19 protein-coding genes are annotated in these 24235 nt (G+C 32.8%); 6 read left to right on the forward strand and 13 right to left on the reverse strand.

Annotation, left to right across the window (positions count from 1 at the left end):
- The first annotated feature begins 213 nt into the window (after nucleotides 1-213).
- On the forward strand, nucleotides 214-1329 hold the full coding sequence (locus P700755_RS04255; RefSeq protein ID WP_083858537.1) for an ISAs1-like element ISPto5 family transposase: 1116 nt from the start codon (nucleotides 214-216) through the stop codon (nucleotides 1327-1329).
- 149 nt (nucleotides 1330-1478) lie between these two features.
- Here P700755_RS04255 and P700755_RS04260 read toward each other — a convergent pair whose 3' ends face one another.
- Together P700755_RS04260 and P700755_RS04265 are read right to left on the reverse strand one after the other, a co-directional pair.
- A complete protein-coding gene (locus P700755_RS04260) occupies nucleotides 1479-1781 on the reverse strand; it encodes a hypothetical protein (protein ID WP_015023506.1) in 303 nt (100 codons plus the stop codon).
- A gap of 370 nt (nucleotides 1782-2151) precedes the next feature.
- A complete protein-coding gene (locus P700755_RS04265; protein ID WP_015023507.1) occupies nucleotides 2152-4164 on the reverse strand; it encodes a DUF2779 domain-containing protein in 2013 nt (670 codons plus the stop codon).
- A 198-nt stretch (nucleotides 4165-4362) separates the two neighbouring features.
- On the opposite strand from P700755_RS04265, the gene P700755_RS04270 reads away from it, so the two are divergent.
- The 5 genes from P700755_RS04270 to P700755_RS04290 all read left to right on the forward strand — a co-directional run bounded on the left by P700755_RS04270 (nucleotide 4363) and on the right by P700755_RS04290 (nucleotide 8477).
- On the forward strand, nucleotides 4363-4608 hold the full coding sequence (locus P700755_RS04270; protein WP_015023508.1) for a hypothetical protein: 246 nt from the start codon (nucleotides 4363-4365) through the stop codon (nucleotides 4606-4608).
- Between the two features lie 240 nt (nucleotides 4609-4848).
- A complete protein-coding gene (locus P700755_RS04275) occupies nucleotides 4849-5115 on the forward strand; it encodes a hypothetical protein (protein ID WP_015023509.1) in 267 nt (88 codons plus the stop codon).
- Nucleotides 5116-5411: 296 nt separating this feature from the next.
- Nucleotides 5412-6323: a helix-turn-helix transcriptional regulator gene (locus tag P700755_RS04280; RefSeq protein ID WP_015023510.1), complete on the forward strand. Its 912-nt coding sequence runs from the start codon at nucleotides 5412-5414 to the stop codon at nucleotides 6321-6323.
- 53 nt (nucleotides 6324-6376) lie between these two features.
- On the forward strand, nucleotides 6377-7282 hold the full coding sequence (locus tag P700755_RS04285; RefSeq protein WP_015023511.1) for a helix-turn-helix transcriptional regulator: 906 nt from the start codon (nucleotides 6377-6379) through the stop codon (nucleotides 7280-7282).
- Between the two features lie 220 nt (nucleotides 7283-7502).
- Nucleotides 7503-8477 (forward strand): hypothetical protein, encoded by a 975-nt coding sequence (locus P700755_RS04290; protein ID WP_015023512.1) that lies wholly within the window; start codon nucleotides 7503-7505, stop codon nucleotides 8475-8477.
- Nucleotides 8478-8554: 77 nt separating this feature from the next.
- On the opposite strand, the gene P700755_RS04295 is transcribed toward P700755_RS04290, so the two are convergent.
- From P700755_RS04295 to P700755_RS04345, 11 genes are all read right to left on the reverse strand, one after another.
- Entirely contained in the window at nucleotides 8555-11131 is a 2577-nt protein-coding gene (locus P700755_RS04295; RefSeq protein ID WP_015023513.1) for a DUF4116 domain-containing protein, read from the reverse strand.
- 75 nt (nucleotides 11132-11206) lie between these two features.
- The gene (locus P700755_RS04300) at nucleotides 11207-12862 is read right to left on the reverse strand and encodes a hypothetical protein (protein ID WP_015023514.1); all 1656 of its coding nucleotides are present in this window, start codon (nucleotides 12860-12862) and stop codon (nucleotides 11207-11209) included.
- Between the two features lie 20 nt (nucleotides 12863-12882).
- Entirely contained in the window at nucleotides 12883-13260 is a 378-nt protein-coding gene (locus P700755_RS04305) for a hypothetical protein (RefSeq protein WP_015023515.1), read from the reverse strand.
- Between the two features lie 16 nt (nucleotides 13261-13276).
- The gene (locus P700755_RS04310) at nucleotides 13277-14083 is read right to left on the reverse strand and encodes a DUF7663 domain-containing protein (protein ID WP_015023516.1); all 807 of its coding nucleotides are present in this window, start codon (nucleotides 14081-14083) and stop codon (nucleotides 13277-13279) included.
- 56 nt (nucleotides 14084-14139) lie between these two features.
- The gene (locus tag P700755_RS04315) at nucleotides 14140-14823 is read right to left on the reverse strand and encodes a hypothetical protein (protein ID WP_015023517.1); all 684 of its coding nucleotides are present in this window, start codon (nucleotides 14821-14823) and stop codon (nucleotides 14140-14142) included.
- Nucleotides 14824-14971: 148 nt separating this feature from the next.
- On the reverse strand, nucleotides 14972-15871 hold the full coding sequence (locus P700755_RS04320; protein WP_015023518.1) for a helix-turn-helix transcriptional regulator: 900 nt from the start codon (nucleotides 15869-15871) through the stop codon (nucleotides 14972-14974).
- Between the two features lie 5 nt (nucleotides 15872-15876).
- On the reverse strand, nucleotides 15877-17541 hold the full coding sequence (locus tag P700755_RS04325) for an ATP-binding protein (RefSeq protein ID WP_015023519.1): 1665 nt from the start codon (nucleotides 17539-17541) through the stop codon (nucleotides 15877-15879).
- A 195-nt stretch (nucleotides 17542-17736) separates the two neighbouring features.
- Nucleotides 17737-19059: a type II toxin-antitoxin system HipA family toxin gene (locus P700755_RS04330; RefSeq protein ID WP_015023520.1), complete on the reverse strand. Its 1323-nt coding sequence runs from the start codon at nucleotides 19057-19059 to the stop codon at nucleotides 17737-17739.
- Entirely contained in the window at nucleotides 19059-19373 is a 315-nt protein-coding gene (locus tag P700755_RS04335; protein WP_211206095.1) for a helix-turn-helix domain-containing protein, read from the reverse strand. Before P700755_RS04335 ends, P700755_RS04330 begins: the two co-directional genes overlap by 1 nt.
- 630 nt (nucleotides 19374-20003) lie before the next feature.
- Complete coding sequence (locus P700755_RS04340; RefSeq protein WP_015023522.1) at nucleotides 20004-23066, reverse strand: N-6 DNA methylase; 3063 nt, start codon at nucleotides 23064-23066, stop codon at nucleotides 20004-20006.
- Nucleotides 23067-23355: 289 nt separating this feature from the next.
- Nucleotides 23356-23880, reverse strand: a complete 525-nt coding sequence (locus P700755_RS04345; RefSeq protein WP_015023523.1) for a hypothetical protein — start codon at nucleotides 23878-23880, stop codon at nucleotides 23356-23358.
- Nucleotides 23881-24235 lie beyond the last annotated feature (355 nt).

Consider the following 24235-nt stretch of genomic DNA (forward strand, 5'->3'; position numbering starts at 1 on the left):
ACGACTAAAATATTTTCCTTGCCTCGAATTTTTTATACAACAAGTTTGCTATTAATAGTTAATTGATCAAAAGTGTTCAGGGCGAACGCATTAAAAAAAGTTTAAGTTAATTGGGTAAAAATGAGTGTTAATCACTTAAAATTCATCATATTATTTGTTGTTTTTTAGTTTAAAATATTGTATATTATATTGATAACCAATACTTTATACATTTTGAAAACTACCCAAAAGCTAAAGACCATATTTGGTCAAATACCCGACTTTAGACGTTCTCACAAGCAACTTTACGATTTAGAAAGCATCCTTCTCATCGGGATTATTTCAGTGATTTGTGGAGCAGATTCATGGAATGAAATGGAAAACTACGCCAACTCAAAAGAAGAATTTCTTCGTAGCTTCCTTGATTTGCCTAATGGTATCCCCTCGCACGACACATTTAATCGCGTTTTTTCTAATATTGACAGTAATCAATTTGAAAAATGCTTTATACAATGGGTTAGTGCTCTTGCACAACTACAGCCCAGAGAAATCATTGCTATAGATGGTAAAACAATTAGAGGTGCTAAAGCTGGCGGTAAAAAATCCCCAGTACACATGGTTAGTGCTTGGGCAAATGACAATAATTTGGTTTTAGGACAAGTGAAAGTTTCCCACAAGTCAAATGAGATCACTGCCATTCCAAAATTATTAAAAGTCTTATCCATAGAAAATACTATTGTAACTATTGATGCTATGGGATGTCAAACTAAAATAGCTAAGGCCATCGTTAAAAAAAATGCAGACTATATCTTGGCTGTAAAAGAGAATCAACCTCAGTTACTAGAGCATATTGAAGATGAATTTAGATTTGGAAAAACTATGGAATCAAACCTTAGCCAAGAATTAGACCATGGCAGAATAGAAACCAGGACGTGCAGTGTAATAAGCAACTTTAAGTTTATTTTAAAAAACAATAACTGGGAAAACCTAACAAGTGTTATAAAAATAGAAAGCAAACGTGAGTTTAAAAACTCACAAAAGCCTGCACAACACGCAATACGATATTATATTTCAAGTATAAAGGCTAGCTCCCAAGATTTTCAAAAAGCCATTCGTTCTCATTGGTCTATAGAAAATAAGTTACACTGGACTTTAGATGTTGCTTTTTCAGAAGATGCTTCTAGAAAAAGAACAGGTAACTCCACTCAAAATTTCTCCATACTCAATAAAATTGCACTAAATTTATTGAAAAATGAAAAATCATTAAAAACAGGGGTGAAGAGCAGAAGACTTCAAGCGGGATGGGACAATCACTATCTGATAAAAGTGCTGAATCTAATGAAAGTTTAATGCGTTTGCCCTGCAAAAGTGTTTAATGATTTTGCCTAGAATCCTGACGAACTTATCTAACAAAAAACTTCTATATTGTTCATTTTCATTATTGAATGAAAAGTATTTTGATTATATGCTATTTTTTAATTCCATACTGTTATAATTATTTAATTAGTTTCATTATCTCGCTTTATAACGATGAGATAAGCTAAGGCAGCTGCCGCTATAAATGAGATTAAAATAAAAATCTCGTTGTAATCTGAAACTTTTATAAAATTACCATTTCCTTCATTATTTTCAACCCATTCCGCGCTTCTATAAATACGTCCCCTAGTTGAGTTAAAATAATAGGTGATGTCAACCGTGTAAAATGCAACAACTACACTAATGATACTTGCAAATAGTAAGGACTTTGCAATTTTAGTCTCCATACTTTGGGCTGAAATAATATTTGTCAAAAATTTTTTCATTTTTTTGGTTTAGAAAAGTTTTATATTTCTTGATATAATGTTTTTATTATGGATATACTCAGTATCAAGTAAAGAGGTGTCCACATAAATAATGTATTGCTCTTAATTCTCAACTACTATTGATAACCAGTATTTTGATAAATAGCAGATGCTTTTTACAAATTTAAAAAAAAAAGGATCTTGAACAGTTTTACGCATACTATTTTATCTTAAACATTGGTTTTTATAAGCTCACAGACATTCAAACACTCAAGTTAACAAGATCTAGAAGTGATTATCAAAATGAAATTACATCAAGAATAGCAACAAGAAACAGTATAAAGCTTTAGAAAATAAACTTTTTGAGGTGACGTTAAATTATAAATACTAGCTAGACCTTATATTTATCTTCTGTGATCTCCTTTAAATGCTCATAAACAATAACCATAGCTAGGGTATCCAGCTCACAATACCTCAACAGGGCGTTTTTTATTTCACCTCGTTCTTTATCATCCATGTCGGTATACTGTGTAAGGCCATAAGCAGTTAAAGCTGCACCTCCATTATTGATCTCTTCTATTTCACTTTTCCTTTCAAATTCAGGATCCCAATCTTTAAAAGGGTGTTCTAGACTTTTATAAGGATCTTCGATAGTACCATCTTCTTTTCGCCTTAACCAAACATGATTATCTCCAAAATTCTTTGAAGTCATATTGATGTCGCTTATCGGCTTCGTGTATTTGCTTTTTATAAGCTCACTAGTCTCAAAAATTGCAGGCAGCACCGCTTTTATGGAATTACTCCCCTTGGTGTATGGATTGTAATAATAATCAACGATAACTTTTCTCAAATCTACTAAAGGACGAATAGGCAACCATGGCGATCCTGCATAATTTCTTGGAGGTGTTGTTAAAGTGATTATGAAATTGATCAATTCCTTCCTATCTGTTTCAGCTGAGTTTTCTAGTTGTTGTTTAATTTGATTGAGCGTTGAGTTTTCGTAACTTGAATATTGAAAGACTGTACCTACATTTTGTTCCAGAGCTGTTTTGAGTTCTCTTACAAATTCAAAATTTGGAAATTCTCCTGGTTGAACATTGATATATTCGTTGGCATGTTCAACTTTCCCATCTTCATGAATGATATGATGAGAGAATTGAAACACCACTTTCTCATAAGGTGATTGTCCTTCATAAAATGGCAAAGCCACCACAGAAGCTTCAAAGTCTATAAAATTTAAAGGGAACGTCCAACTTTCTATCTCGTCCTTCAATTCGTCTTGATATAATTCTGGTGTATAATCATTATCAAGTGCTTTGTGCTTTTGTATAAGTTGTCTTCGAACCCTAGACATTTTATCATCTTTGTCTTTCACCTCTCCAAATTCTTCATCAGGAATATTTTTCAATTTCAGCTCGCCTGTTTCTGTCAATTTATTCAATCGTCTAAAATCCCATATTTCAAAAATATTGGGTTCATTAAAGTCAGGCTCCTCCCAGCTTAGTTGTTTTTTAAAACATTCTTTAAAACCAGATTTTGAATTTGAATCAGCTTCTCCATTTGTTTTAAATTCACAAGATTTACAAGAAGAATAGTCCAAGGGATAATTATAGTATTTATCTTCTTTAAAAGTTTTAGATAAAATTTGAATAGATTCTTCAAAATCAAATTCTTCTATGATTCTGTGTTTGCCAGTTTCAATGCCGCTAGTTTCTCGACTCACATCAACTTTACCGAGTATAGATTCAGAGCTAATATCGGTAAGGGTATGGATTCTTCGCTCTATACCTGTTCGGTTATTATTATTATTTGTAATCCGAAATAATTGGTTGAGTCCTTTGATGCTCGTAGTTTTAGATTTATCTGCCAGCATCAGAAAAGGTTTGACATTGTATTGAGGAAAGGCCTTATTGATAACATATTTCTGAAAAGCTACATCAAAAAGGTAAGACTTCCATGACGAACTAAGATTGCCTTTTTTGCCTTCAAATTCATACTCGGCATTAGTAGAATCAAATGATTTTGATTTCACTTCAATCAAATTAATTTGATTTCCTTTTTTCTCTAAAATGTCGACTCGAATAAATAAATTTTCAAAACAAAAAGCAGCCTCAAAAATTACTATTTCATCATTATTTTCTAATAATTTTGTCGTTTGATTCACCTTATCTTCATAATTATAAGTCTCATCAGATTTCTTATCCTCTATGAGAATGCCTTCAGGATAATGCATCCTAGCTAATTCCTCGACTTGGAAACCACCACTTGCTAAAGCTTGTAAGAAGAAATCCTCTAATTTTTGATTGGAGTATACTTTTTTCTTGGTATAGTATAATTTGTTAGGACACTCAAGTCCCAATTTATACCTTGACTTAGTAAGGTAACGCTTCTTAAGATTTGACATAGGATGAAATTAAAAGATTGGTTAGGATTGAAGATTAATTTCTATGAAGTTAATAATTTTCATAATAATTTCAAAACTAATGACGAGTTATGACAAATCATGTCCACCCACTTATTTTTTAATATGACATGATTTGACAACCCATAATAATATTTTTTGAAATTTAAATGAGTATAAGTAACTAAAAAATAAAGTGTCGTGGATGATTTTAAAGAAATAGTAGAAGAGGCTACAAAAGAAGCCTACCAGTTAGATAAAAGATTTGGACAAAATTCTAAAGTTCAAATTTTTATCAATATGAGAAGTCAGATAGATTATTTGTGTTTAAAAGAAACTGAAGATATGTCTTCCGGATATACCCTCTTACATACAATAGAATCTTGGGGTCTTGAAGAAGACAAAGAACTCTCTGAAATTCTGAAAGAGTTGGGCATAAAATACTAGAGATGATCAAGACACACAAACTTCATTTGTATACTTAATTTACCTTGGTATTTAATAGATGAAATTTGATTCAAAGCTTTTTAAAATCTTTACAGATAACTTTTCTGATGCACCACAACACAAATGTTGAGATAACAAGAACCACATCAATCCAATTTATTTTCTATCATGACATGATTTGACAGCCTGAACCCGTATAAGTGCAGAAATATTAAAGACATATAAAACAGCAGTAAAAAAATGCTTTATAAAATTCTATTGTCTTGTGTATACATTTCAGAAATGAATCCCGAAAAAGCAAAGCCGGAACGTTATGTCTACCACGTAACTTATCAATACAACAGAACATCAATTTTAAGGAAAGGATTAAGAGGTAGTGGAAATCACCCAAACCTCAATGAGGCTATATTTGCTTATAATAGGCTTATTCCACATATGAATTGGTTTCCCTATGTTTTAAATTCCTGGGATTGGACTGCTAGAAATATTTACAATCTAGAAGTATAATCTAACTATGATTATTTATACTATCGAAGTATTACAAAAGGTTATCGTGTTTAGGGAATAGACACCCTTAAAATCAATAATATGCTCTAGCATATAGATATAATAACAGAAATTAACTATCTCTACTATGCCTTCACTGACGGCTACCATGACGTGTATTGAATAAAGTTAGGTTGTTGTTTGGAATTAGGGTTTTATGAAATCCCAATTCCTTTATTTATAGTTTTTCAGTATTAAAATACATTCGTTTTAAAGTCTAATAATTATTAAATTGCAGGATAACCAAACCATGCTTTATGCCATCCTTAAGTTATCCTTTTCTAGAACGCCTTGCCTACATCAGAAATTTTGGACTAAACAAATACAAATCCAAAGAAGAATTTATAGAATTCCTTTATTCTAAAGAAATTGATATTTCCCAAAGAACACTCAATCGTGATTTTGATAGTTTAAAAATATTTGGCTTTAGCGTAGTGTATGAATCACAGAGAAAAGGACACATCATAACTGATGAGTATGCCGATGAAAAAAATCTATTAGACCGATATATAGAACTTACAACCTTGAAGAGTTTTAAAGAAAACTATTCCGATTATTACCAGAAATATGTCATCGATCACGAATCGAAAAGTGAAGGTGTTGACTTAATTACTGATATTTTTCATGCATTAGATAAAGACCTTAGCATAAAGTTTGATTATCAAAAGTTCAATAATGAATTTTCGAATAGGGAAGTTTGTCCTTTACAGATGAAAGTTAGCCAAAACAGGTGGTATATACTTGGCTTGGATATAGATCAAGATGCTTTTAGAGCTTTTGGTCTGGATCGCATTAAGAAACTTGAAATTGGATCTGAATTTAATCCAAAGGAAATTGACGAATCGGTTTTTGAAGATTTAAAAATTCAAAAGTTCTGTTTGGGGGTTACCAAACCAATTTTTGATGAAAAAAAGAGAGAGGAAATTGTCTTAGAGGTATCCGATTTTCTAATTGAATACTGGAAATCTAAGCCAATACACTTCACTCAGGACGTGACTGGTAGTCGTGAAAACGGCTTTAATACTGTCAAATTCATTTTAATTCCTAACCTCGACTTAATTAAACTCATAGTATCCTCTTTAGGTGAGATCAAACTAACAAAACCTAGAACACTTAAAGATTACATCAGCTCAAATTATAGCGATGCCCTTAGATCTGTTTATGAGTAAGGAATCGTATAATAAAATAAACTATTTCTTAACCTTTCTGTAATTCAAAAGCTATGGCCTCTCAACCCTACAATAAACTCAAACGTCTCTTTATTATCATTAGCCATCTGAGGCATAAAAATTCTACAAGAGAAGAGCTCCTCAGACTTTTAGAAACGCACGACATACACATTGAGTTGGCTACGTTCGAAAGGGATAAAAGAACATTGAAATATGATTTCGGAATAAAATTGATTTACGAGGCCTCAACAAAAACATACCAATTGGATGAAATGGATCACCAGCATATTGCCCAACTCATCCAGTTCCTTCAATTCAACCAGATCTCAAAAACACTTCAAGAAAGTTTTGAAAACCAAAAAAAAACACTGGATTATGTTGACTTCGAAAATGAAAATCAACTTCAAGGCATTGAGTTTTTAGATCGACTCCTCATGGCTACTCAGCATCATCAATTCATATATTTTGAACACCAAGGATTTAGCAATCCCCACCCTATTCTTTATGTTGTAAAACCTTATTTGTTAAAGCAGTATCAAAGCCGATGGTATGTGATTGGGGAAACACCAATTAACTCAAAAGAACAAATAAGAATTTTCGGAATTGATAGAATGCTAAATCTTAGAGTATCTGAAGATAAATTCAAACCAACCCCTATAAATTTAAAAGATGAGTTTTTAGGTCATATTGGGGTGTCTCAATTTGAGAAAGAAAAAGACATAGTTCATCTAAAATTTGATAAGTCTCAAAAACCATATCTAGAGCACTTGCCATTACATTCTAGTCAAAAGTTTATAAGTGAAACTGATAAGACGGTGACTTATGAATATTATCTGGTCGATAATTTTGAATTAAGACAACATATCCTCAAATATGGGAGTCTTGTAAAAGTCCTAGAGCCGCTATCACTTGCCAACCAAATCAAAAAAGAATTAAAAATTGCTTTTGAAGCTTATTAAGTTAAAATACCAATTTAAACCTATAATGTTGTAATAAATCGTTTGTTTTTAAATTTCTTTTTATCAAAAATAATTACCGTAGCTAAGGCTATGCTAATTATTTTTAACTTCAATTAATCAAAAAATAATTCAATTTATTTATACGACATTATAAACTTAATTTGGTATCAGTCATTATTTGATAGAGCTTGTCCTGTTCTTTGTGTCAAACCAAAACACAATGAACTACAATTCCTTTTTTAAGATTAAATCTCTTTGTGAAGAGCTTCACCACTACTTCGAAGATCTCGATCCTAGTAAAGTTGATCATGAATTCTTTTCAAAAGAAATTAGACTAGGTATGAATTCCTGCGACACAGCAGAGGACGCTTTAGCTTTACTCATTAAGAAGACAAAAGAACAATTCGATCATAATTTGATAGACTCAAGAACTGCTGTAAACCAAGCCATACAGAGGATAACAACCCCAACCCATCATTTTGAAACAGGAACGTTTACGGTAGGGAGTTTTACTTGGGAATTTAATGAGGGACAAGTATTTTTACTCAGTACAAATGCTAATTTATCTACAGAACTCTATCAGCATATTATGTTTGATCTGGCCGTTAACCAAAAGCTACCCTTACTTTGTTTTGTTGAGAAAACCAAGCATGATTTTATGTATGATAATTTGGTTGAAGGCATCAAAATGAATAACCCAAAGGAGGTTTTAAATTACAATGCAAGCCTAACACAACTCAAGATGAGCCGATGCCACGTGGAGTTTAGCTTAAATATGGATCAGTCATCCTTCCTTTATCAGTTGAGTTATTTAATAAACAAGCACAAGCCTAAAGTTATATATATCGATGATAATTCACTGATAACACTTTCAACAGATTCAGCTATAAATTCAAAAGATAGGCTTCGACGTTTAGGCGAGCTACTTTTAAGTTTAGCTAACGAATACAACGTTATATTTTTTCTGAAATGGGAACATGAATTTTCAAAAATAAAGAGTTTACCTCAAGATCTTGGAAATATTCTCAACTATACTCAACAAGCTCTCCATTTTAATACTTCAGAAAGTGACAGTTACAGCAGCATGAAGTTTTTTAATCTCTATGATCTTAAGCGCTATCCTCTGGAGCCTATGGATTGCTTCTATGATAAGGAAAGTCATTTAATTTCAACCACGACTTCCAAAGACTCATAAAATAAATGCTTCCACATGCTAGACTGATCCTTTAGCATGTGAAGGCATTCATTTTAGAAGCTACAACAGATTAAGAATTACAATAAAATCTTACTCCCAAACAACCCATACTTATCTAGTGAAGGATCGATTTTAATTATTTTTTCTAAAATTTTCATCATGGTAAAGTGGTACGTCTTAAAATAATTAATAATAGACGGGTTAATATCTATGAGCTTTAGAATAATATCTTGATCAGTTTTCAATTTCAAAGGCAAATATTCAAAAACCTTAGCCTCTTTTTTTACAGATTCAAAAACTAAATCCATGTAATTTGGATAAGAGGGTTTTATGTAAAAAATAACAGATATATGTTTTGAAAAGGCGAATTCAAAGATTTCTGAGTTCTCTCTTAAGGTTTTGGGTAAGCATTTAAAAAAATCGACATCTAGTGAAATTAAATATTTAATAAATACAGTATTCACTTGTAATCGTTTTGAACTCTCTTTATACACAAGATTGGAACTTGCATATTGAGTCGAAAAAAGCATAAATTCAAAACTATCCTTCAATCTAGCGGAAGACTCTTTGAAGTAATTCCAGTCTTTGACAATCATTTCCTTCATATAGACCTCATCATCATTTTTTTGAACATCAAACTCCACCTTATCTTCTAGATCCCCAACAGTATCCTTCAGAAGATGTACTGGATGTTCTGGAGGTAAATATTCATCATCATAACCAGTATAGATAACCTCTTTGAAATCATCTTCGCTTACCCCCTGAAATTTTTCTTTTAAGGTCTTTTGAACTGGGTGAATGTCCTTTTTTCTAGGTTTTGATTTATATAGAGTTTCGGTGGATAAAGTGTATTGACGATTTATATCATAAGTCATACATATTCCATTATCTGTTTCTATTCTTAAAAATCCATTTTCCAATAATTCAATCGTTGAACCCTCTTCCGCTTCAAATACTATATCCCCATCCCGGTCAATAATAGACCAAGTGCCATAACCTGGGGCATCTTCTTCCATAAAACCAAAGAAATTATATTCTTTTGCATAATCCACTGAAGGTGTATCTTCTTCCATAAGTTGAAAGGGGACAAGGTGTTCTCTTGAATAGTAAGGAAAAGAGTCTCGAGGCTCATATTTATCCATGTGTTTATGCCTCTTATAAATCGGAACATGCATTGGCATGGAAATCAAATTCTCATTTACAAAAAAAGAGGTTTCATAAGCGTCATATTCTGGTTTAAGCTTTAAGACTTTTGCAAAGCCATCTATAAATGGACCAGCATATCCAAACGAAGAAAACCTGAGGATATCCATGCTCCAATTCCAATATCTCCAATATCCATTTGTACAAATTGCAAATAAACCTTCTGAAGCCACTTTAATTTTTAAGCAATCATTTGGAAAATGTTGCTCATAGGTTTTAAAACGATAAGCAATGTCATCCATTATAAAGAACCCATCATATCCTTTTATATCGTAAGTTTTGATTTCTAAGTCTTCAAAAACAGTTCTCTTTGAAAAATCTTCTGTATCAAAATGTTTTAATACAGCTTGAGTTTCTCCTTCAATAACATATAATCCACTTTCATAGATAAATAGTCTTTGACTAACGGTCTCTAAAAATAGTCCTGTCTTACTATAAAGATCAAAAATATTCGCACCAAACCGTTTAAAGACAACTAGCTCCTTATTAACATCTACAACACTTTCGTAAAGGGGAGGCAGAAGAATTCCTAATTTTTCATGCTTTAGATTTACATAATACTTACAGGGTATGTTTAAACTTTCAAATAGCTTATCAATCGATTTTTCATCAAAATCTACTTGTGGTAATAAAAAAAAGGACTTGACCCTTTGTTTATAGAAACTAGAGAGTTCTTCATCTTCCAAATGTTGAATATCATTTAATATAGAGAGCTTGTCTTTCTTAGATAAGGGAAATACTTCTACTTCATAAATGTTGGCTGGACTTGACCAAGATCTATTGTTGTATATGTCAGGACTTAGTGTATAGGGAATATGTTCTACGGAATTTAAAAACTTCTTTTCACCAATAATAAGATGAGGGATAGCTTCCATAGGAAAATTGAACTTTTTATGAATATCTATAAAAAAGTCCACTATCCCGTCTGCTAAATAAGGCCTCGCCAATATGCCATCCATAAAGGTTCTCAAGTCCAAATCTGGACTATATTCATTTACTTCATCCTCGTATTTAAGCAAGGTGTGGTAGGTGTAATCCAATGATTTAAAATAATGAAGATGATGAAACAAAGACAAATTTAAATTTGGAATACTACTTCTGAAATTCCAGTGAAACTTAGCTATGTCGAGATACTCTTCTAAATCTTTAATTTTTGCTCGATTATGAACAGCCCAAGTGATCACATTAGACCTTAGTGCTAGTTTGTGCAAATAACTCTTTTCCCTACTTGTAAATCTGGGCTTGTAATTGGGAATCGAACTGTTATAAGCTTTAAGATTCTCCCAATTATCGATCAATAAGTCCTGACCAATTTCTATAAGCTGGATGTAACTAGATAAAGTATATAGATCCATTGGAAGAGATGCTGGTAGCTGTGTCTCGATATTCCATAAAAGATATAAGTCAATATTTGAAGGTTCATAATAGGCTTTATAAATAGCGTATTTCATAGATATCAGTTTAGTTAATTTAAAATCGATTAGTTTATCTTCAGTAGTCTATAAAATGAGAAAAAAAAATAAGCTTTAGTCTCCAACAAGATTGGCTATAAAGAACTTATGCCTGCTATTATAAAGTTGGTCGAAAATTGCTCTAGTCTTATAAACTGGCAGAGGAGAATCTATTTCTACTTCACTGAAAATGAGTTTTAAAAGAAAACTATTATCTTGAAATTTCTTCAATTCTTTTTGATGAATTTGATGATCATTTTTAAAAATCACCTGAGCAGCAACTATTCCATTTTTTTCTGTAAGCCCATAAATGTCGACGTTGGTAATCTCCTTTCTGGATACTTTTGTAAGGTATTGTAACCTATACCGCTTTGGGGCAAATTCAGTTCTTAGCCATTCCATACACATTAACTTGATGGAGTAGCTACTCAAATTATCATACGTTATCAACACCTCCTTTCCAACGTATTTGGAGATGATGTAATCTTTTTTTACATCCACTTTATTCAACATAGGTCTAGATCGTGTCAAGCGATCTAAAATAATGTGTTTCGTCTTAAAAAATTCTTTGGGTTTTGTTAGTTGAAGAATCTTATAAATAGGGTTTTCTGGATCGTAAACTATCCTAGACCCTTTGGGCATAAGACCGATTTTTACATCTGCATAACCTCGGTATGAAGCAATAATTAGGGTGTCCTTTTGTCTTAAAGAATCATTAAGGTGATCCCATAATTTTACAAACCTCAATTTGTTGTTGCGGAAAATCATATCCGCTTTAGCCTCAGCATTATCTTCGATATCCCTAAAGTTGTCGTGCACTAGAAGTGCTGCTTGATCATTGTCGAAAAGCTCTTCCAAGAAGCCTACTCTCATAAATTCATTTTTGATATGGAATACGTTATAATCGAACATGGGTTTATCAAAATATAGAACTTCTACAAGGTCTATAGCCAACTTAAGTGCTCTCGATTTTCTAAACTCAGAATCGAAGTTGATTCTATCCATTTTATCTTTGGAATAGTGTTTATTTATAAAATAAGAAATCCCTTTCGAGTAGTTTTTAATTTCTTCGTCATCTAGGCTTCTTACTTCATTTTCACCTAAATCTGGCAGGACTATGTTGGAAAGAAAACCAAATAAATACATATAATCCCACTGTAGAGACTCATCTCTTTCCTTATATAATTTTTCGAGTGAATCATCTTCACCATATTCATCAGAATGGGTTTTCATCAGGTAGTTTACTTCTCGATCCTCAGTATCAAAATCCATATCCAACACCTTCGATATTCTTTTGTACGCCAACTCTTTCCCGTGGTATTTATAATCTATATAGCTTAAGACAAAGCTAGTTGCATTGTAGTTTTTTGGAATAAACTCTTTCAACAGTTCTGTAAGGAGTTTGGTGATTTCTTGATCTGAAGCTCCATCCAAAGCTGAGATTGTTTGCCAATCATAGTTTCTTTTAGTGACCAAATAAGAGATATATCCCTTTAGTGTATGAGCAGCATTGTCTTTTATGTGCCGGTAACCAGGCAATCTATAGCTGTGCTTGTAATGCTTTAGGATTTGGTATAAATCGATGCCGTCATTTACTAATCTAGCCAGTGTATCAACCTTTTCTTCTATCCCTGTACTATTGAACTCATGAGAACCGTCATCAAGATAAGTTCTAAGAGGATAACTTAGGTTAAGTTGTTTCGATAAGGGTTTGGTTTTTGAAAATCTCATAATTTATCTCGTTTAAAATTTTACTTCTCGTATACTCCCGTAAAGTAACAGCGCATCCCGTGGTGATCGCAGTCCTTTTCGTCCACTTCTACTTTCTTATGACTAAAGCTAAAAATCAAGCTTCCACAGTCAAAATCACTAAATTCTGCTATGCCATTGGTATTTATCTTTGCCACTCCACTTAGGAGACCGCTACAACCAGAGGCATGTGCCGTTTCTATATGAAAATCTAGTTGGCTGTTTCCCAAATAGTCTATGTAGACTCTGCCAAAAGAAATACCGTGTTTGTTAAATGAATTATTGTACACCCCAGAAAGCTCTTGAAACTTTGTTTCATCCTGGCAACCGCAGAATAAAAAAGCTACAATGGCTAAAAGGATATAAAAAAATATTCTCATTGGGCTGTTATTATTTTTAAACTCTATCCTCGAGATTTAAAGTTTGTCCCAGACTTTGATGAGTGAGAGGTGTTTCCTCATACTCTACCTTTTGAACTTTTACGGATAAAGCGCTCCACTCCCTAATTTTACCTCTATCACCCATATTTATCAGTTTGATGTTCTTCAAATCCAATTGATTTCTTTTGATGACCTCATCTAGAAATTCAAAATCAAAATGGATAGGTATAAAGTCAGCATAATAATACTGAACCTCCAACTTGCTAAAAAAAGCAGTAAGCATTGCCATATCCTTATATCCACCAGTATAACCAACCCCAGCCCTTATCTTAACCACATGACTAATTTTGAAATTGTATTTAAACAAGACTTCTTCCATAAAGTTGATGTTTTCCATATAAAAGTAAATCACCTTCGCTTTTTTTATTTCATAGGTACTCCTTACCATGACATTTAACAAGTAGACATGAGGTCTTGCATTGGCATGGTCCATAAAAGTTACTACTTCAGGGTCGATGAAATAATTGATGCGATCAATAAACTCTAGCTCTAGCATATCTTCAATAACTATAGAAGTTCTGTTATCTTCAAACGCACAACCTCTTTTTAGTGGTGCAAACTTTGTACTATAATCTGTATGCAAGTACAAGTCTGGTTGTATACTCGTCCTGTATCCCTCTATAAGGTCTCTAAAGTCTTCTCCAGCGCTAGGATACCACAATATGCTTGGTTTATCTCCTAAACTTGAACTGAGCTCATCTATTTCAACCTGTGCTCTTCTTCTGTGTTTTCCTTTAAAAATTTCATTCAATTTCTTAATCATCGGTTTAGTTGATTTTAGGTTTATAGATAAATACTGTTCAATATTATAGGCTAGATTTAGGCTTCAATTTGATTTGCTAAAAATATTTTGTTAGCGTTCAACTCCTTTATTAAAACTGTTTCTTGATTAAATTCTTTTGCCATTTGCTCAGCTAAAAAAATTAAGCCTTTTGGTGATATCCCATTCACTTCAATGCTAAGCGATTTTTCATTAAACACTTTATTAGTGTCTCCAATATATCTCCCCAAAAAGAAATGGCCTGTTGAAAATGCCCCGATATAATCATCGATGTTATCATCAGCTAATTTTTTATCATTTGATAAATTGAATTTATTTATCAAAGACTTTAATTTCAATTTTGAAAAGAATTTGCTTGTCGAGCTTATCCCTATGTCTTTAAACCAACTTATGAGTTTGTGTTTACTCACATCATTGCGACTCACATCTAGTGAAAAAATAATAATCCCACCCCTATAATCAGACAACCCATATTGCTTAGGATGCATGGTTTCAACACTATTAAAATCTGTCTTGATTAAGTAGTGATAATTTTCACTTTTAAATTTAAGACTATTGTCACTGCACTCTTTAATAAAACCCTCCTTGGGTGTGGAATGTCCAGAAGGTATATTCTTAATTCCTTCAGGTGAAAAATGTTTAATTTCAGTAATGTTATGCGTTCTCCCCTCTTCACCTAAATATTCTCTTAGTGTTGTTGCCATGGTTTTTTGTTTTTTCATAATCATTGGTTTTAATTAATTTTAGGTTTATAGATGAATACTGTTTAAGGGTTTTACTCAAGAAAACTATAGTAGCTTCAAGAGATTTCGCATTTTATTATATCATAGGCCGTCGTGTTTTTATCGTTAGAATTCTTGTCTCTTATCTCTACTTATAAAGCTTTTGGAGTTCATTTACTGTAGACATTAATTGCTTTTTAAGTTTTTCGGGTTGTATCACCTTTACTTTATCACCCAAAGACAAAATCTCCATAAAGAAATCGTGAGTGATATAGAGTTTGAGACTTATCCTTAACTCCTCCTCGGTATCCCTTAAAATATGCTGAGTGTGATGAAGCGGTAAAGTCTTGATGTACTTACCTTGAAAGGGAGTAAAGGACAAGACAATGTCTTCTGGTGTATCCTCATTTGGGCTGATAATCCCAAAGCTATTTTTATAATACTGGTTCACCTGAAAGGCGTTGGGCTTATGAAATTTCTTATTGGTAATGACCAAATCTGATAACCGATCGAGAGCAAAACTTTTTATAACTCCATTTTTCGGGTCGTTGCCCACCACATACCATCTGTTTTTAAACTCTTTGAGAGCGTAAGGGTCAAGGCTCCTTTCTGTTAAATCATCTTTCCAAAATTTATAGTAAGTAAATTTGAGTTGCAGGTTATTTTTAATGGCATGAAGCAAACCAAAAAGATGATCTGTGCCTTGTGGCTTTCGCTGTTCAAAATGAATATGGTTGGACAGACGGTCCGAGATATTAAGGGCGTTGAATATATCGAAAGCCTCCAGCACCCTCCCTTTTATATCCTGCTGGTCTTCAAAATCTATAAAGTACGTTTTAAGAGAAAAATCATATTCAATAGCGATGCTATAAATAGAGTTGATGTCTTTTACGTCTCGTTGAAAAGTGCGTTTAGAGATATTGAAATCATAGTCTTGCAATTCTGATTCCAAGGCCAATTTCTCTTGAATTTCCTTAAAGGTAGACGATCGTTTTCTCAACGTATTAATGATAATGCTATACCGACTTATGGATTCTTTTTTTGACATGTGTTTTATAGTTTACTGAAACCAATACTTGCTCTTTGACTCACAAGGGTTTCTTCTGAACAGAAGACTAGTAAATTTTCTAGAGAGACGGCCTCCCCATGTACGATCTCATTAATTTCACTTTTGCGAATAATATTGTCTATCTGCCCGCCAGAAAAATTAAACTTTCCTGCTAAGAACTCACAGTCCTCTATGGAAAGAGAAGGCAATTTTGTTTTCCATATTTTAGCTCTTATAGAATTGGAGGGGAGGTTAAAAAGGATCTTAAACAAGAAGCGTCTCTCAAAAGCTGAATCCAGATTATCAGCAAGATTGGTGGTGGCAATTAAAATTCCTTCAAAATTTTCGAGCTCTTCTAAAATAATGTTTTGAATAGTATTTTCCGTTTGTCGAGTATTCGATTTGCCAATAGCTCCACGTTTGGAAATAATGGCATCTGCCTCATTCAAAAACAAAATGGGGGTTTCTTCGCTACCCTCCATAAGGCTTTTATAATCTGTAAATATCTTTTTTACCACTTTCTCACTTTCCCCAAACCACATGGATTTGGATTGGCTTATATCCACTTTCATAAGCTCTCTGTTGGTCTCCTTGGCAATTTGTTTTACTACTTCTGTTTTACCAGTCCCAGGTGCTCCATGTAACAAAGCAGCTATACCTTTAGGCAAGCTTTTTTCCTGTAAGCGCTTTTGGGTTTGTTGAAATTGAATAGGTTGAAGCACCTCTTTTAATACATAGAGCTGCTTCATTTCTGAAGGGCTAAACACCAATTTTCGAGCTATAATATCCTTAGGAAATATGATGTTCTCTTTGCGCTTTTCTTTATTGAAAATAGCAATACCACTTTCCTTCAATAGATCATTAGAAACACTGGTGAGTTTTATTCTGGTGTCATTTAAAAAATCTGAAGGAACCAATTCTATAAGTTGATGTTGAAGGAGCTCGTTTTTACCAACCAGCAAATCCTGCATATAATTCACCCGCTTGGTGGCTCTATCCATAAACCCTTCCAAGGCTCTGGAGACGTCGTAGGCTTCTTTACCTGTAACTGTTTTCCAAATTAAATAGAGATACAGGAGTTTATCGTCTATAGAAAGTTCAAAGTGCTTAATCTTTTGGAGGAGTACAAACTCATTGTGTTTTTCTAGCAATTGTTTTGTCTGCGTGTAAAGCTGCCAGGTGCCTATTTCTTTATCATCGCGTTTTTGCCCTAATTGGTATACCTCTTCCAGCAATTCAAAAATATCTGCAATCTCATCTTGAATTTCTGGCATTGCCGCGTTGTTTAAGATGGCTTCACACACACTTTCATTTACAGTGTATTGGTCGTTGGCACCAGCGACACGTACTCTATGCCTCGACTTCTTTTTATTGAAAATACCTTTGGTGTGTAAATCGCCAAAATCTTTATTGAACTCCAGAATTTTCATTGGGTTACAATCGAAGTGCTCAATGAGGTCGTTTAAGTCTACAGAATCTCCTTTGTAGTTGAGGGCGAAGACAATAGCGATAAATAGAGTTTGACTTTTGGATGTGCCAAAGTAGTCGGAAAGAGTGCTTAACTCAGTGCCTTTCTCTATAAAAAACTCCTCCTTTAGTTGGCATTTTTTGGACTTTTCGTATAGCTGCCCGATGCTTTCTAGTAGTTTAAATTTTGGGGTTTGCTTCATATCTTTTTTGATTAGGATACAAAGTAAAGGGTGAGGTATGCCAAAAGATGACAGACCTATAATTTAATTGAAATTTTAGGAGAAGGCAAGGTTAGTGTGTGGAGCGTAGTGTTATTTATATTAATAAAATGGGATAAGTCTCGATGACTTAGATGACATTGAATGAAAAACATTTTTTTTACTAATTTAGTCATTTTACAACATTCGTGGTAGAACCAAATTTAGTAAGGTCTCTCCTATTTGCTTTATCTTATTTTCAGGTACCTTTTGTTCCTTGGCAAAGACTTCCCAAGAGTTAACCGTCCTATTGATTTCATAAATAATAGCTTCTGCCTTTTTTATATTCATAGCCTCTGCCACAGTGAGTAAATCTTGTTTTAAAATTCCTTTTCGTTTTCCATTAATGCTTAATGCATGTTGGCTAACCCAAATACTATCTGGTCTATATGCATGACAAATATCGTATGCAGGCGCTAACTCCCATTGTTTGTCTTTTTTTAGTAGAAAAGAAAAGTTCTTTGTGTGGTCATCACAATTTCTAGCTATTACATTAAACACCATTCTTCTAAACATTTGTATAGCATCCTGATACGATAATTTTAATTCGCGCAGGGTTTGAAAAAGCTGCTCATAACTAAAACTAGTGACCTCGTTAAAATCGAAATGATTCATTGCACACCAGGTTTGTATATGGTTCTTAGTGGCGCTTCCTTCTCTATCAAATCGTTTTGTCATATAGTGTGCTCTTCCATTCTCTTCAAACAATCTAGATTCCATCATTTCAATACCACATGCTATAGCCATTTGGTAATAAGCCATTTCTATCCGGCCATAGCCCTTTGACTCACCAACTTGAACATCGCTAACACCATCTAGTTTTATTAACCAATGCTCAAAACCTTTTGGGGCGTTGGTTTGTCCTGACCTTACTTCTCCAGTTTTTTCATTATAGGCAATTACAGCTTTCGGTCTTGCTCCACCTGCAGACGTACCAATGGTAATAATTTCTTTAATTGCTTGCTCTTCATTCTCTTGGACATTTGTGTTGAAATCTTCTCTTTTAGAAATCATTTTTTGAGCGATGTCTACTAAACTTTGAATCTCAACTTTAAATGTTTTTTTAGAAGCTTTTAACTGCATAGGTTCAAATTCTAACGCACCCATTCCTCTTGTTCCAATGAAGCATAACATTTCAACAGGATTCATACTGCTTGCTGGACGTCCTTGTTGTGCCAGCCATATTTCGATGAGTTGGTTTCCATACTTATCTGGTAAAACATCTGCCAATACCCCAGGCAAACCTTTAAATGTATTGAATTCACTGTTGCGCTGTGGTCTTAATCCAGGAAAGGAAAAAATGGTTTGACCAGAGTTTAAAGGCATCTTAAGTGGTGCCAGTTCCCATCCCTTAGAAATGAATTTTTCATCATATTCAAAGATCCCTAATTGTTGGTCTTGGTCCCATGCGATGGCGCCAACCAGTTCTCCCCATATTTTAACAAATGCAGTAGTAACCATTACCAATCACTTTTAGTATCATTTATATCCTTTTTATGACCAGCACGCTGTCTTTTTTCACTCTCTAACTTTGCTAACTTAATAGGACTAATTTGAGTTCTTGTTTGAAAGGTATCCATTATATAAAGTAAATCTAACACTCGTAATGCTCGTAAAAAAGTAGTTAAATTAACTGTTTTTCCACGTTCAAGTAAGCTTAAAGTAGAGCGACTAATATTAGCTGCCTCAGCAACATCTTCTTGTGATTTATTTTGATTTAAACGATGTTGTTTTACAAAGGCACCTATTGTGGTGTTTAGTGCTTGATCACTCATCGAGTTCCAATTTGTACTGTATGATAACTCGGCCATTATGTTTGTATATTAATTTAATGAATGATATCTCATACAAATATAGGTAATATTATTTAAGTAAAAAAATAAACGAATGACTTATCATTCAATATAGGTATAATAGTAGTAGTCTAAAGTCTCTTAAACTCTTGAACTAGCCATATCATAAACTGCAACAATACCTCATCTTCCATTAATACCAGTTTAAACCTATAATGTCAATATAAATCTACAGAATCCCACTTATAATTAAGGACGAAAACAATGATGATAAATAGGGTTTGATTTTTAGATTTGACGAGGTAGTGGGAAAGAGTGCTTAACTCAGAATCTTTCTCTATAAAAAATGTTTCTTGAAGTTGGCAATTTTTGGACTTATCGTATAATTGACCAAAGCTTTCTAGTAGTTTAAATTTTGGGGATTATTACATATTCTTTTTAATTAGGATACAAAGTAAAAGATGCAGTATGCCAAAAGATGACATACCTAAAATTTAAGTTATATTTTCTGGCTTAAGCACTAAAACCGCTATTTATTTATACATCTTTTTTAAGATATATAGAGCTGCTGGCCAATCACCACGCCATATGCTTAGTTGTTGGCAACTGGATTTATTCCAAGAGTTGTTCAAATCTATTCCATTTATCATTTCCGTTCAAAGCATTCACTTCCAAGTGTATCTTTAATTGAGTTTCAACGTTTGGTAGTGGAAATTGAATTTTCATCATTTCTCCCTTCTGTAACTTTCCGCCATTTGGTCTTGTTTTCAAAAATCCTAAATCTAAATTGGCAAAAATTAGCTGTAAATATTCTTCAGTTAGTTCTTCGTTATTGGTTTTCACAATATGTGCGTGATTGTTAACCCACGATTTACCTTCGATTATAAACGCTGTATTATCTCCCTTGTTCCATTTAGCTCCATCTTCGCCTATTAAAACCAACTTTTCATCAAAAAGAAAACTGTCAATCATTCCTGTTTTTCCTGTCGCTCCATAATAAGCATAATCTGCACTACCACGTTTTGATTTTTTTACAGGTTTACGCTTATGGTCTAAAATTTCACAAATATTACTGTCAGATAAACTTGTCAAAGGATAAGTATTGAATTCTAAATACGGATTTTTTAATGATTGCATATAAACTCTATAATCGAAAGTGACGTCTGAAAAATCGAGCATTTCGTTAAACTCTTTAATCTCTACATATTCTTTTAATGAATCTGGAACTGTAATCGGCTCATTTAAAAAGTTATTATAAATCAAAGTATTTAGTTTCTCTGGATTTAATAATAATTCTTCATCATACATTTTTGAAAATATTTTACCCGTGTCGTTGTATGGATAGGGATGAACACCTTCATATTTTGTCATAGACGAATGTTCATAGCCAAGAAAGAGTTTCATTCTATCCTTGTCGCCTGCGTTTCCAATTACAACTTTGTTATTTGTGTTTAAAAGAAAGATACGAATTTTCTCTTTTTCGTGTATCCAAATTTTATCGTCTTTGATTTTTTCTGTAAAATCTGTAAAATTTTTAAATTGAGTGTTTAATAAAATGTATTGGGAAATAATATTCTTAATTCCATCAAATGAAAAGTCTGTTTCTTTCTTTTTGAAGTCACTTAAAAGAACATTTATTTTATCAATTTCTACTTTTTCTCTTTTTTTGATAAATAGAGCAATAGTTGGCTGACCTGCATATGTAAATGCTTTTGTTCCAAATTCACAAAGACCACAAATTTTAAAATTTTCTAAAAGTAGTTTACGAGCTTTTTGGTGAATACCTCTATTTAGCAAAATTGTGCTTGGTAAAATTATACCAGCAAAACCATTTTCTTTTAATAATTGAGAAGTTCGTTCAATAAACAAACATTCTATATCATCACTTTTGTCGGTAATTTGGTCATATAAATCAAAAGTTCCTTTTCCATTTTCCAATACCATTCTAAAACTTTCAACTGAAAATGGCGGATTTGCAACGATTGCATCAAAAACTGGATTTTGTTTATCTCCTGTTTCATTGTTTAGTTTTCCATAATACAATTTTGAATTAAAAGGTGCTAAACCATCGCCGTACAATATTTTTGCCTCGCCATCTCCGTTTAAAAAACAAGCTACTTTTGTAGTTTTGGCAAGACGATAATCCTTTTCTATACCATAAACAAATTCTTTCGCCCACTTATATGCTCGTTTCCAAGCGTAAAAATTATCTCTCTGAGTATTTGTTCTAAATTCTTCGTTTTTTATCGATTGTAGAATTTTATCAATTCTGTCCATAGCATCATTTAGGAAGTGACCACTGCCACATGCATAATCGATTACATAAGGAAGGAAATTATTGTCTTTAAGATTAATTTTATTCTCGATAACTTTCTCAAATGGAATAGAATTACAAATGAATGTTGTTATTGGCGTTGGTGTGAAAAATTGACCAGATTCTTGTTTTATACCGATATTAAGAAGTCTTTCAAAAAAATCGCCAAGAAATTTTTGCTTATGTTCATATTTAATTTTGAAAGTTTCTAAAAGTTTGACAACTTCTTTTACTATTTCGGCATTTTCATAAAATGTGCGTTCGTTTATTACTTCTTTAAATGCAAACTCATTATTTTTATAAAGACGAAGTTGTTTAAACATATTTTTTATTTCCTGCGTTTCACCGTCGATTTGGGAAGCTATTCTTAAAAGTTCCCTATCAAAATCTTCTTCCGAGACGTCTGCAACGTCCAATTCCATATAATCCTTCATCCCTCGTTTGTGCAAGTCGCTTAATCGATATATTACATCAACTGGATTTTCATTATATTTCCATTGAAACTCCATTTCGTAATTTCCATCAACTGCGTTGTCCTCATCTACTATTTTACAAAGAAATAAGTTGAAAATTTTATTATAAGCATTTGATTTATCTGAAATAGTATGTCTTCTCAAAATTTCTGCAAAACGGTTGAAAATAGAGCCATCATCGTTATTTTCAGGCGAAAGATAAGAATGGTCAATAGGTTTTAGGTCACTATTTACTATGCCTAAAAAATTTATACCGTATGCAGGAATTGATGGCTCAAAAATACCTTTTGTGTAAAATACATTATCCCATATTTCATGGATTTCTACTTGGTTTTGAGCCTTTATGAAGTCCGATGTATGAATTATACTTGAAAGATAATCTAATTCATTTGTTGAAGTTATTAAGTGTGACGTATAAAGGCAGAGATATTTGGCATTTTGGTCTTGCAAATAATAATTTAAAATTTGTTCTTTATTTGTATTGTTTTCTAGAGTGATTTTTAAGGCTTTGTTATATTCTTTTCCCCAAGTTTTACACTCAATCATCAAATAAGCTTCTCCTTCGTTATTCGTTACGTAGATATCTAAAAATCCACCAACTCGCCAATTTTTTTCGAGTTCAATGTTTTTTGCTGAGTAACCTTTTTTAAGTAAACGAACTACACATTCTAGAACAACAAGATTTTCAGACTGACTGAAGTTGCAGGTAGTCTGACGATGTGTTCTTATTTCTGAATCATACTCTATTTTCCATTCATTTGATTTTTCGCCTTCTAGGTTAATTCCGATTATGCACTCATTTATTTCTGCTTTCCAATATTCTTTTCTTCCATCTGTCAGACTAAATCCTAATGCTGTAATAAATAATTCAATTTTTGTTTTTGTCATTTGGTGTTCAATTATTTTTTAGTTAGTTACTAACATTAGTAAAAACCCTATTTAAATCTTCATTATAGGAGAATATAAATCTATTATGGGTGTTGTACTTTTATTTTTATTTTTATTAAATTAACACTTTTATGTATATCATACAATGTACTTATTTACCGCTAAAACTCGTGGGTATTATTTAAAATTACAAAACTCTAAAATATAAAAATAACTTAATTTATAAGATCAAATACTAAGATATTATGGAAGTTGGCTAATAAATTTTGCTTTCTAATAATTATCACCTTTAGTATGGATATCTTAAATATAAGCCCCGTGTGCTGTGCTCATAAATTTGTACCTCCGTCTTAAACCTATAGCGATAGGCCTCTATAATAGGTTTGTAAAGGGTTTCAAACTTTTGGGGATTCCAGTCTGCGGTGATGATTAAATTTTTACTGTTGGTGCCAGAACAATAAAACCAAGTCCTTATGGCGCTTAACATAACATACTTAAAACCAGCCGCCTTTTTTTTAGGATAATACTTGGCGTCAAAACCTAGACTCACAATGCCAATTAACAAATCAAAGCAAGGTCCTACTTGTGAGGTTGGCAATAAATTGTACTGCTGGTTTGCCCCTGAGTGTGCGCTTAAATGTTCCGTAAACCGTATTAAATGATTGGACACCTGTCCTTGGCATTCGAGATCGAAACCCAAATCTTCATATTTTATTGGGCTAGTATCCAATTCTGGAATAGTTTCTAAACTATTTAAATATAAAAAGTCGGTCACTAGATCGTGTACACTATCCACAAACGGCTCCTTCATCATTTAGTTTTTTTTGGTTTAATGCTGCAAAATAAAAGTCTCTCCTTGCCAAAACGTGTCATACTTAAAAGGTTTGTCAGAACTAATTTTGAATTTTGAATGAAGAATTTTGAATTAAAACGACCTCTCGATACGATTTTCTATCGAAAATCAGTTGTCTACCAAGGGAGGCAAGAAGGCTCGTGGTGAACCATTAATATTTTTTATGCTCTCTAAGTGGTTTCGAGATCATTTCAGTATCTGCGATGACTTAAAGCTACTTCTCGATACGATTTTCTATCGAAAATCACTCAGTCATAGAACATAACTTAAAAAGATTCCGCATCGCGGCTATAGCCTTGTATGGAATGACAATTAT

It is taken from the genome of Psychroflexus torquis ATCC 700755 (assembly GCF_000153485.2).
GTDB lineage: Bacteria > Bacteroidota > Bacteroidia > Flavobacteriales > Flavobacteriaceae > Psychroflexus > Psychroflexus torquis.